9 protein-coding genes are annotated in these 12,044 nt (G+C 57.2%); 6 read left to right on the forward strand and 3 right to left on the reverse strand.

Annotated features, from left to right (window positions below; genetic code table 11):
* Positions 1-83: 83 nt before the first annotated feature.
* The 5 genes from WCC56_RS06325 to WCC56_RS06345 all read left to right on the forward strand — a co-directional run bounded on the left by WCC56_RS06325 (position 84) and on the right by WCC56_RS06345 (position 6,344).
* Complete coding sequence (locus WCC56_RS06325; protein ID WP_424691562.1) at positions 84-1,157, forward strand: ABC transporter ATP-binding protein; 1,074 nt, start codon at positions 84-86, stop codon at positions 1,155-1,157.
* A 22-nt stretch (positions 1,158-1,179) separates the two neighbouring features.
* The gene (locus WCC56_RS06330; protein ID WP_424691563.1) at positions 1,180-2,157 is read left to right on the forward strand and encodes an ABC transporter substrate-binding protein; all 978 of its coding nucleotides are present in this window, start codon (positions 1,180-1,182) and stop codon (positions 2,155-2,157) included.
* 4 nt (positions 2,158-2,161) lie between these two features.
* Positions 2,162-3,901, forward strand: coding sequence for an ABC transporter permease (locus WCC56_RS06335; protein WP_424691564.1), 1,740 nt, complete (start codon positions 2,162-2,164; stop codon positions 3,899-3,901).
* Positions 3,889-4,959 (forward strand): MBL fold metallo-hydrolase, encoded by a 1,071-nt coding sequence (locus WCC56_RS06340; RefSeq protein ID WP_424691565.1) that lies wholly within the window; start codon positions 3,889-3,891, stop codon positions 4,957-4,959. The genes WCC56_RS06335 and WCC56_RS06340 overlap by 13 nt, the downstream gene beginning before the upstream one ends.
* Before the next feature lie 113 nt (positions 4,960-5,072).
* Complete coding sequence (locus tag WCC56_RS06345) at positions 5,073-6,344, forward strand: acid phosphatase (protein ID WP_424691566.1); 1,272 nt, start codon at positions 5,073-5,075, stop codon at positions 6,342-6,344.
* Between the two features lie 65 nt (positions 6,345-6,409).
* Here the strand turns inward: WCC56_RS06345 and abgT are convergent, their stop codons facing one another.
* From abgT to WCC56_RS06360, 3 genes are all read right to left on the reverse strand, one after another.
* Positions 6,410-7,942, reverse strand: a complete 1,533-nt coding sequence (gene abgT / locus WCC56_RS06350; RefSeq protein WP_424691567.1) for a p-aminobenzoyl-glutamate transporter — start codon at positions 7,940-7,942, stop codon at positions 6,410-6,412.
* Positions 7,943-8,028: 86 nt separating this feature from the next.
* Positions 8,029-9,477, reverse strand: a complete 1,449-nt coding sequence (locus WCC56_RS06355; RefSeq protein WP_424691568.1) for a M20 family metallopeptidase — start codon at positions 9,475-9,477, stop codon at positions 8,029-8,031.
* Entirely contained in the window at positions 9,477-10,793 is a 1,317-nt protein-coding gene (locus WCC56_RS06360; protein WP_424691569.1) for a M20 family metallo-hydrolase, read from the reverse strand. Before WCC56_RS06360 ends, WCC56_RS06355 begins: the two co-directional genes overlap by 1 nt.
* A gap of 271 nt (positions 10,794-11,064) precedes the next feature.
* Here WCC56_RS06360 and WCC56_RS06365 point away from each other — a divergent pair, with 271 nt between their 5' ends.
* A complete protein-coding gene (locus tag WCC56_RS06365) occupies positions 11,065-11,988 on the forward strand; it encodes a LysR family transcriptional regulator (protein WP_424691570.1) in 924 nt (307 codons plus the stop codon).
* The last annotated feature ends 56 nt before the right edge of the window (positions 11,989-12,044 follow it).

The following is a 12,044-nucleotide window of genomic DNA, read 5'->3' on the forward strand; positions in this document are numbered from 1 at the left end:
CTGTCACCCCTCTGTCATCTCCGCAGGATAGTGTTTTAAGCCGTTACTGTGACGAACCGCACAGACGGGAGACCACAAACGTTATGTCTGCAATCCATATCCAACGCCTTACCAAAACCTTCGGCACGCAAACGGTGCTGAACGAGGTCACGCTGGAGATCCACCACGGGGAATTTATTGCCGTGCTGGGCCCATCCGGCTGTGGCAAAACTACGCTGCTGCGCACGCTGGCAGGGTTTGAATCGCCCGACAGCGGGACGATTACCGTTGGCGACCAGCTCTACTCCTCCGTTGATCACCATCTGCCGCCAGAAAAACGTGACCTGAGCATCGTCTTCCAGAGCTATGCGCTGTGGCCGCATATGACCGTGGCGCAAAACGTCGACTACAGCCTTAAGGTCAAAGGGATCGGGCGGGAAGAGCGCAGGCTGCGGGTGCATACCGCGCTGGAGACGGTGGGATTGTCGGGCTTTGACGAGCGCAATCCGGCGGAGCTTTCAGGAGGACAGCGGCAGCGCGTGGCACTGGCCCGTTGCCTGGTTGCCCGCCCGCAGGTGGTATTGCTGGATGAGCCTCTGGCTAACCTGGATGTGCATCTGCGCGCGGCGATGGAAGAAGAGTTCAGCCGTTTTCATCAGCACGCCGGGGCCACGCTGATTTACATCACCCACGACCAGCAGGAAGCGATGGCAATTGCCGATCGGGTGGTGGTGATGGAAGCCGGGAAGGTGATGCAGTTTGCCACGCCGCAAACGTTGTACCGCGAACCTGCGAACGAGATGGTGGCACGATTTATTGACGATGGGCGTGTGGTTCCTTTGCAGGAGATTGAGCCGGACCATCAGGGCCGGGCCTGGGTTTCCCTGTTTGGTGCGCGTTTCAACCTGCGCGCTTCGCCTGCTCAGGCCGATGTTCCTGCGGGAAAAGCCTGCCTGCACGCAGCCGATCTTCGCCTTGCTGAGCCCGACGAATCGGCCTTTCCGGTACTGATCCGTCGGTTAATTTACCGTGGTGGTTTCAGCCAGCTGGATGCGGTGGCCGAAGCCGACAGTCAGACCGTTTTAACCTTCCACCTGACCGACACGTCCTCTTTGCGTTGTGGCGACCGCCTGATGCTGACGCTAACGGACGGTTGGGTCATTCCTTCTACTCATTGATATTTTTAAGGACTTCAGGGATATGCGCACACCTAAAATCACCCTGGCTTTATGGCTGGCAGCCAGCACCTTTACCGCCACCGCGGCGGACGGAAAACTGGTTATCTACACTTCGCAGGCACCGGAAATTGCCCAGCAAACGATGGATGCTTTTAAAGCGGCAAACCCAGGCATTGAGGTGGAGTGGACGCGAAATGGCACCACGCAGTTGATGAACGTGCTGCGCACCGAGAAAATGAGCGGTCAGGTTAAGGCGGATGTTCTGCTGGTGGCTGATGCCATCAATCTGGGCGCACTGAAAAAAGACCAGATGTTAATGGCCTATCCGGATGCGCCGGTCAGCCACATCAGCGCCCACTTTTATGACAAAGACAAAACCTGGTTTGGCACCAAAATCATCGCCACGGTGATTGGCTACAACACCAAAAATGCCAAACCGGTCGACAGCTGGATGGCGTTAACCACGCCGGATAACAAAGGCCAGGTTGCCGTGCCAAGCCCGCTCTATTCTGGCGCTGCGCTTTACCATCTGCACACGGTAATTAACACGCCGGACATTGGCTGGAGCTTCTATCAGAAGCTGGCAGAGAATGGCGTCACGCCTGAAGGGGGCAATGGCCCGGCGCTGAAAGCGGTAGCCAGCGGCATGGATAAATACGGGGTGATCACCGATGCCGATATTATCCGCGCGAAAAAACAGGGCTCGCCAATCGACCTGATCTACCCAAAAGAGGGCGCGTCATTTGTGACTGAACCGGTAGCGATTCTCTCTGGTGCGCAGAATGTTCCGGCGGCGAAAGCCTTCGTGGACTTTATGCTGTCGGAGAAAGGGCAGCAGCTGGTAGCCCAACAGGGCAACCGTCCGATTGATGACCGAGTGGCCGCTCCGGTAGGGTTTGCTCCCCTCGGCAGCATCAAACTGCTGACGCTGGATGCGGATAAAGCGGTGGCCGACGATCGGCAGGTCCGAGCGAAGTTTAGCGACATGTTTGGCGGATAAGCAGATGAGCGTCCTGCAGGTGTTAGCACGCAAATCACCAGCAAAGGGCGGGCGCTGGCCCGGCAGTGAGCTCGGCGTGCTCTGGCTGCTGACGCTGCTGATTGGGCTGTTGTCGATAGCGCCGCTTAGCCGCCTGGTCTGGGCGGCGGTAGCCCCTGAAGGCGTGCCGGATCTGGCCAGATTACTGCAAGTTGTCGGCACGCCACGAGTGCTGCGGGCAATGGGTAATACCTTAACTATCGCTGTGGCGGCTACAGCCATGGCGGTGGTGCTGGGTACGCTGGCCGCCTGGCTGGTGGCTCTGACCAACATGCGGGCGAAGCAGGCTTGGGTATTTGCTTTTATTCTGCCGTTGATGATCCCGCCGCAGGTCACCGCACTGGCCTGGCTTCAGGCGTTATCCCCTTCTGGTCTGATGGTGATGGGACTGAAGGCGCTGGGGATCTCGCTGGAGGCGCAAGGCCACCAACCGCTTTATTCGATGTGGGGCATTATCTTGTTGCTGGGGCTGCACAATGCGCCGCTGGTGTTTTTGTCGGTGCGGGCAGGATTACGCCGTTTGCCAGCCGAGTTAGTGGAAGCGGCGCGGGTCACTGGCGCTTCTCCGCTGCGGGTGATGTTAACGGTGATCCTGCCGCTGGCTCGCCCGGCTATTTTTGCTGGTGCGGCGCTCTCCTTTGTCGCCGCTGCTGGCAACTTCGGCATTCAGGCGATGCTGGGGATCCCCGGACGCGTCCCCACGCTGATCACCCTTGTTTATCAGCAGCTGAATAATTCGGGCCCCGGCGCGCTGCCGGACATGGCCGTGCTGTCGATTTTGATCGCGGTGATCACCCTTGCCGGTCTGTTGGTGAGCGGTTTCCTTGGCGGGCGTCATGATGTTCGCGTCACTGGCACACCGCGAAAGTTACAACAGCCGCTGAACCGCTGGCGTTTTCCGGTAGAAGTTCTGGTATGGGTGGCGATAGTGCTGACGCTGGTGATGCCGCTTTCGGCGCTGGTCACCACCTCACTGACCAGCGGCTTTGGTCAGGCGCTGACCTTGCAATCTCTGACATTGGAAAATTACCGCAACGCGCTCTTTGCTTATCCGGCCATCCGCACGGCGTTCTTTACCAGTCTTGGTCTTACGCTGCTGGCGGTAGTGATCCTGACGTTTGTCGCGCTGTTTATGGCTTTCTTCCTGACCTGGCAACGAACGCGGTTAGTCGGGCTGTTGCATCTTTCAAGCGAGCTGGCTTATGCCCTGCCGGGGATTGTGACCGGAATCGCGGCCATTCTGTTCTTCCTGAAACCTTTGCCGCTGATCAACGTCAGTCTGTACGGCACGGTGTGGATCATCCTGGCAGCTTATCTGTCTAATTTCCTGGCGCTGGTGTTGCGTCCCACGCTGGCAGGATTTGCCCAGATTGAGCGGTCGCTGGATGAAGCGGCGCAATTAGCCGGGGCCGGTTTCCTGCGCCGCATGTGGGACATTTTATTGCCGCTGGCGGCGCCTTCGGCCATTGCCGGAGCGGTGCTGGTGTTTCTCACCGCGCTGAACGAAATCCAGGTGTCGATCCTGTTGGTCACCTCGAAAACGCAAACGCTGGGGCCAATGATCGTCTTTCTGGATGAAGGCGGCTCTTCAACCTTAGCGGCGGCGGTGGGCTGTCTGATGATTGTAATCGTGCTGCTGTTTATGTTGCTGGCCACCCGGCTGGTGAGAAAACTTCCTGAAGGGGTTCTGCCATGGCAAGCGTAACGGTGATCAGTGGCGTGGGGGACAAACTCCCTGCGGCGTTTCTGGTAGAGAATCATGGCTACCGTTTGTTGCTGGATCTGGGTGAAGGCCCACAGTCTGGCGTACGGCCAGATATCGCTGCCATTGGCCGGGTGGATGCCATTTGTCTGACACATTCGCATGGCGACCATATTGGTTCACTGCAGGCGCGAGAGGAGATGGGCAATCCGCCGGTTTATGCCACTAAGCAGACCTGGCAACACATTCCGGAAGCGTGGGTAAACGTTCGCGACCGTTATGTGCTGCCGTTAAAAGGCCACGTTTCAGTGGGGCCGCTCCCTCTGCTCTGTGGCCGCAGTGGTCATGCGCCCGGAGCCGTCTGGTTTCATCTGCCGGACAGCGGCGGGTTGACCTATATGGGCGACTGGAGTCGGGAATCTTTGCTGTTGCCATTTGATCCTCCGCCTGCGGCAGACTTGCTGATCACGGATGCCTCTTATGGCGACCGCACGGAACCGCTTTCCGAGCAGATTGAGCAGATAGCTTCAGCGGTAAAAGGTGGCGCAGTGCTGCCGGTGCCGGTTAACGGCAAAGGGCCGGAAATGGCGCTCAGGCTAATGGCGCGGGGGATTAAGGTTTTGCTATGCCCGGAGATCCGTAAAGAGGTGGCAAGCTTACTGAGTGAACCGAATAGCATCTGCTCGCGGCTTCAGCTTCAGCTGCTTGAAGTGTTACACCATCAGCCTGAACAGCCAGATTACACTCAGGGGCAGGTCATTATTGCCACCGATGCCATTGCTGACAGTGGGCTGGCCGCGCAGTTGAGCCGCAGGACCGGTTTCCGTTTTATTTTCAGCAGCCATATGGCGGCTGGCACCCGTGCCCGTGAAATGCTGGAAGCAGGACAGGCGCGCTCGATTCCGTGGAACGTTCATCCGCCACTGAACGATCAGCTGGAGTTGATCCGCAGCACGCGTGCCAGGCAGGTGATTGCGGCTTTTACGCCAGCCAGCGACGTTCAGCAACTGACTGCCCGTTCCTCTGCTCCGCTGAACTGGGCGCGGGAAATCGCCTTTTAGCCTGTTCCGTGCGGGTAAAGGGTAACAGAATATGCCTTGCCACATTTCTGCCATAATTGTCTTCTACTCTGCCTCACAGGCACTTAACCCCTTCAAATTCATAAGGAACGGCAATGCGATATCGTTACTCTCTGCTGGCAGGCGCGCTGGTCTTCAGCCAGTTGAGCCTGGCTAAACCGGCAACCCTGACGTTGGAACCACTTCGCGCTATCGCCGATACCACCACACCAGCCAGCGACAGCCCGCAGTTTGTGGCTTTTGATGCGGCTATTCAGCAGGCGCTGATTACGGCTCTGAAGGGCGATGAGGATACGCTGACGCGCGATCGGCTGGAAGACAGTAAACAGAGCAAGACGCTTGCGGATAAAAAGTGGCTGAAAGAGAGTGGCTACGACTTCCAGAAGAAAGAGAATCAGCAGGCAGGCTTGCAGCTGTTAGCGGCCTTCCCCGCGTTGCCAAAAAGCACTGTCGATGCCAGCCTGAAAACGGTGGAGAACGTTAACCTGAATGCCACGCAGGGGCAGCGCACTCAGGCGCTGATCGATGCAGAAGGGCAGGACCATCTGTTCTTCCTGGCCGATGCGCTGGGGCCTAAACTGGGTCAGGCCTTCCTGAATGCCTATAACAAAGGCGAGATCGGTAAAGCAGCCGCGCTGATTAAAGCCAGTGAAGTAAGCACCAGCGCCGCCAAAAAACAGTTTAACAATCCGCGCCCGTTCCTGATTGAAGGCAACACTATCCACTTTGTGCCGGACACGGCGGTGATCAAAGACAACAAGCCTTACAGCGCCACCCAGGGATCCTATCCAAGCGGCCACACCAACACGGCGTATACCGATGCGTTATTGCTGGGTGAGATGCTGCCAGAGCGCTTCGTTCCCCTTGTCGATCGTGCGGCCCGCTACGGCTATTCCCGCATGGTATTGGGCGTACATTACCCGATTGATCTGATGGGATCGCGCATGGTGGCACAAAGAAACGTGGCCCATTACCTGAATGATGCGAAGTATCGCGGCCTGTTTATTGAAGCGCGGGATCAGCTTCGTCATGCGCTGGAAAAAGAGTGTGGCACTTCACTGGAAGTCTGTGCTACACCCGCCGGGGAAGCCGATCCTTATACCGCGCCAGAAATGAAAGCCTTTTACCGCTTCACTATGACCTACAATTTGCCGCAGCAGAAAGTGAAGTATTCACCGGTGGTAGTGCCAGAAGGGGCAGAAGTGTTGCTGAAAGGCCCCTTGCCAGACCTGACCGACGCGCAGCGCCGCAAGCTGATGGTATCTACCGCCATTGCTGGGGGTTACCCGCTTTCCGGCAACACGCCAGAGCAGAACTTCTGGCAGCGCCTGAACCTGCATGACGCGGTGGTTGCTGCGCACCCATAGTCGTCTTGCTGAAAACAAAAAGGGGCAACATTCGTTGCCCTTTTCACATTTACATCTGGTGGAAATTATCCCTGCGCAGGCATACCAGGCCAGACGCCAGGGCCGATTGGCAGGCCCAGCGCGTACCATGCCAGCAGCAGCAGGATCCACACGCTAAAGAACACCAGCGGATACGGCATAATCAGCACGTAATAAGTGCCCAACTGCGCATCCTTGCGGTAGCGCTGCAGGAAGCCGAGGAACAATGGCAGGAACGGTGACATCGGAGCCAGCGGCAGGACGGAAGAGTCCGCAATGCGGAAAATCATCTGCGCAAAGGCCGGGTGGAAGCCCAGCAGCATAAACATCGGGACGAAGATCGGGGCCAGAATCGACCAGATGGCCGAGCCGCTGGCGATAAACATGCACAGGAAAGCCGACAGGAACATCAGCCCGATAAAGGCCGGAGCGCCCGTCATCCCGGCGGACTCCAGCATATCGGTCAGCCCCACCGCCATAAACTTGCCCATGTTGCTCCAGTTAAAGAACGCCACAAACTGCGACAGCGGGAACACCATCACGATAAAGCCAGCCATGCTCTTCATCGGTTCGATCAACTGCTGCGGAATATCATCCGGACGCTGGATCTGTTTAGTCACCACGCCGTAGGTTATTGCCACCACAAAAAAGAACAGAATGATCAGCGGCACAATGCCCTGAATAAACGGCGAAGGGATGATCGAGCCAGTGCCAGGCTGCCGCAGCGGGGAGCCTTCCGGCACCACCAGAAAAGCGACCAGAGCAGCAAAAATCAGCCCTGCGATGCCGCTCATCATCAGGCCCCGGTTCTGTATCGGCGTCAGTTTTGCCAGGTGCTCGTGACTGTTGCCTTTCCATGCAGGCAGGCGCGGTTCAACAAACTTATCGGTCAGCAGGCCGCCAGCAAGGGTCAGCACGACAACGGAAGAGGCCATAAAGAACCAGTTATCCACCACGCTGACGTGCACCGTGTCGCTGACCGCTTTTGCGGCCTCAGTGCTAATGCCGGAGAGCAGCACGTCAGTGGTTACAATCAGCAGGTTGGCCGTAAAGCCGGAGGCCACGCCAGCAATAGCGGCCAGCAGGCCCGCAACCGGATGACGCCCCACAGCGATAAACATCAGTGCACCCAACGGCGGCATCACCACCAGCGCGGCATCCGACGAGATATGGCTGAAGAATGCGATAAACAGCACCATATAGCTGGCATAACGCGCGCTGACAAACGAAGCCATCTTATGCATCAGCGCCTGTAACAGGCCGACTTTCTCCGCCAGCCCGGCCCCGATCATTAAGGCCAGGATCGATCCCAGTGGCGCAAAGCCGCTGAAGTTCTTGATGATGTTCGGCAGGATCCACTGGATCCCGGCCACGCTTAGCAGGTTCTTTACGTGGATTATCTCGCCATTCGCTGGGTTCTTCACCGAGACGCCCAGCCAGGAGATGACCGCCGTAGAGATCATCAGCACGACGATCAGATAGACGAACAGCAGGAAGGGGTTGGGGATCTTATTGCCGACTCGCTCAATCCAGTAAAAAATCTTGCCTGGGCTTTTCCCCGGGCTGGTTGCTTCACTCATGCTTTACCCTCGGTCTCAGTTGTGTTTGCTAATGCTTATAATTTTAGGGCTGGGATCGAGCCCAGCCTCTGGGTCGGACGGTGGAACTAAGCCAGCGGTGAGGGTTTCACACCAGCCGGGATCGGGCAGCTATAAGGGCGTTGTTCACGAGCCTGACGGAACTCCTGTTGGGCTTTATCCAACAGCGTTTTATCGCTGAGCAACGCAATGGCGGTGGCTGCCAGGGTTTTACCTGCAAGACACATGCCTTTATGGGCGATTGGCGTACGGCCTTGTGCCACCAGTTGCCAGGTGTGCAGCGGCGTTCCCAGTGCAAAGCAGGGCGTGAAGCACTGCGCGGTAGGGGCAATCCAGCTGACGTCACCCACATCCGTTGAGCCATACATCACCTCTTCAGATTCGCAGTAGGGCGCAACCTCATCCATCAGCTGTTTGTCACCCAGTGCGGCTACCCAGGCTTTGCCTGCCTGGCCGCCAGTGCGGGCAATGTTCAGCTTCGCGTTCTGCAAATCCTCTTTGCTCAGGGTCTGACGGATTTCGTTAGCGAACTGCCTTTCACCAGCGCTGTAGTCTGGAATACCGTACTCACACAGGTAGCCGTACATCACCTGTTCTAATGCCCGGTTAGGGACGTAATTAGAGCAGGCTTTATCAAAGCGCAGGCTCAGGGTGGTGTCGGTCATCAGCGCCGCCCCTTTGGCAATATTAATGACGCGTTGATAAATATCCTGGGCCTGATCGAGCTCTGGCGCGCGGATCAGATACAGCACTTCCGCATCGGCTTGCACCACATTGGGGGAACTGCCGCCGGTATTGGTCACCGCATAGTGCAGACGGGCTTCCTGAATGATGTGCTCGCGCAGGAAATTAGCGCCAGTGTTCATCAGCGTCACCGCATCCAACGCGCTGCGACCAAGGTGAGGAGAGTTGGCCGCGTGGGCCGCAACGCCTTTGAAGTGGAAGGCGGCCTGAATGTTAGCCAGCGTGCTGGTATTAAACATGCCGCTGAAGCCTTCAGGGTGCCAGGTTAACGCCGCATCAACGTCATCAAACAGTCCTTCACGCACCATAAAGGTTTTGCCGGAACCGCCTTCTTCACCCGGGCAACCATAAAAGCGCACGGTGCCCGGCAATCCTTGCTCGGTCATCCAGGCTTTCACCGCAAAGGCACCAGCCAGCGCGGCTGTGCCCAGCAAATTGTGGCCGCAGCCGTGGCCGTTGCCGTTTTCAACCAGCGGATCTGGTGTAGCACAGCCTGACTGCTGGCTGAGACCGGCCAGCGCATCGTACTCACCCAGCAGCGCAATCACCGGTTTGCCGCTGCCAAAACTGGCGATAAACGCGGTGTCGATATTGCCCACGCCGCGTTCTACGGCAAACCCTTCCTCTTCCAGCGCGGTAGCCAGCAAATTGGCGGAGAAGGTTTCGGTAAAGCGGGTTTCGGGATGATCCCAGATCGCATCGCTCAGCGCGGTGAAACGGGACTGATTGCGATCGATATAATGCGCGACAAAGGCGCTGAATTCGGCAGACATTACGCCTCCTCCCTGAAGTCCTGAATATTCAGCGCCAGCGCGGCGAGGGTTTTCACCGCCGTGGTCATCACCTGCTCATTAAAATCGAACTTCTCGTTGTGGTGCCCGGCGCTTAATTCGGTGCCGAAGATGATGTAGGAAGCCTGTCCGCCCAGCTCTTTCACCCGCTCCATCATGTACGTTGCATCTTCCGACCCGGCCGCCTGGCCACGTTGATCGACCAGCGATGTCAGTTCCGGAATGCGGCTGGCCTGCTGGCGAATAAAGTTGACCCACGGCTGAGTCGGTTTGCTGCTGCGGGCTGCGCCCATCAGCGTGACTTCATGCTGAACGCCATACATCGCGGCGGCACCTGCCAACGCCTGCAGCGTTTTCTGGTAGATAAAGTCGTTAATGTCGTTGGTTGCGCCACGGGTTTCCACCTTCATAAAGGCACGATCCGCCACGACATTGCGCCCGGTTCCGCCCTGAAGCACGCCAACGTTGATGCGAGAACTGCCGCCGCTGTGCTGCGGTAAAGTATGCAGCGCCAGCGTGGCCTGAGCCGCAGCCAGCAGGGCATTATTGCCTTCTTCAGGCCGCGCACCCGCGTGGGAAGCTACGCCACGGAAGGTGACATCCAGCTTGGTGGTCGCCATAAAATTATCGCTGCCGCAAACCAGTTCTCCCGCTGGCACACCAGTACCGATATGGATAGCGGTAAAGAAGTCGACATCATCCACCACGCCCGCAGCGACCATCGATTTAGCGCCGCGCGTGCCTTCCTCGGCTGGCTGGAAAATCAGCTTGATGGTGCCGCAAAGCTGCGGCTCAAACTGCTTCAACACCTGAGCCAGACCAAGGCCAATGGTAGTGTGACCATCGTGACCACAGGCATGCATCATGCCCTCGTTGCAGGAGGCAAACCCTTCGGCGAACGGACGGTGTTCTTCTGCCTGCAGTTCAATCACGTCCAGCGCATCCATATCCACCCGGAAAGCCATTACCGGACCTGGACGACCGGTTTCTAAGGTGGCGACGATGCCACAAAAGCCGCCGGAAAAATGTGACAGCCATTGAGGCAGTGCGCCCTGGCTCAGCGCTCGCTGCTCTTGTTGTGCCAGCACTTCAGCAGAAGGCAGGCCCATGCGGGCTTCGGCATTGATCACCTCTTTTCCCAGCTTAAGCGGGTATCCCAGCCGGTGCAGCTCTTCGGCGACCAGCGTTGCGGTGCGGAATTCTAACCAGCCGGACTCGGCATATTTGTGCAGGTCGCGTCGTCGGGTTTGCAGAGTGGGGGCGATTTCACGGACGAAATCAGCAACAGCTTGTTCCATTTTTTCTTCCTCAGAATGACAGGATAAATTTTGCAGGCAGCAAAACAGGCCCGAAATTTATCAGGGACAGGTAAACAGTTGTCTGGGTGTTAGCGCAAAACAGGCGCGCCATAGTCAGTCAAAAACGGTGTTGCCGGGGGAACCAAAGGGCCATCAGAAGGGCCGGGTGGAGAATGTGTCTTTTTTTGACTGTACACAGTGGCAGCAGGGGGAAGAAGATGACAATATCTTTGCATTGATAAACGATAGTTATCACTCTCGCCGAGGTTCTGTGCCTGCATCCATCAAGCTTCATCAGCTCCGCGCGTTTGTTGATGTGACCCGCGCTGGCAGTATCCGCGGGGCCGCTCGCGCCTCTAATTTATCGCAACCTGCGTTAACTAAATCGATTCAGGAACTGGAGGAAGTGCTTGGCGCACGGCTGTTTATCCGCCGCAGGCAAGGCATTGAGCTCACCGATGTAGGCGATAATTTCTTTCAACATGCCAGCCTGATCCTCGAAGAGTTGCGGGTGGCTCAGGAGGATATTCAACAGCGGTTGGGCCATGCGGGCGGCACGGTAAACATCGGTGTGGGGGGAAGTATCGCCCGTACCATCATGCCGCAGGTGATAACTCAGTTTCATCGCCAGTTCCCAAAAGTGAAGGTCAGGATTGTGGAAGGGCAGCTGGTGTCGATGATCCCCGAGCTGCGTCAGGGCGAGCTGGATTTCACCATCAATACCTACTATCAAAGCCACCTCGACAACGAGCTGAGCTACGAACGGTTGATGGAGCGTGAATACCGGGTTGTGGTGCGTAAAGGGCACCCTCTTGAGCACGCCACGTCGCTGGCGGAGCTGCAACACTGTGACTGGACGATGCCGACGCCAAAGGGGAGTTATTACCGGTTGCTGCATGAGTTGTTTACCGATATGGGGATGGCGCCTGCCATCAGCGTCACCTGCGAAACCTTTATGGCCTGCACCAGCCTGGTGGCACAAAGCGACTTTGTCAGCATTCTCTCGCTGGATGTGATTTCCGACCCCATCCTCGGTAATCATCTGGTGTCGTTGAACATCAAAGAGCAATTACCCAAGGCGACGTTCTATCTGATTCAACGTAAAGACACCACGCTCACGCCGATGGGCGCACATCTTGCCAGGCTATTCAGGATGCATTGCCAGGGCGTTAAATTCCCGCTTGAAGAGCAGTAATCCTCGAAATACTCCTCCCTGACTTCCTTTCTGAGCACTGGCTGGTGAGCCAGCCT

The sequence above is a fragment of the Erwinia sp. genome (assembly GCF_049696395.1).
Classification (GTDB): domain Bacteria; phylum Pseudomonadota; class Gammaproteobacteria; order Enterobacterales; family Enterobacteriaceae; genus Erwinia.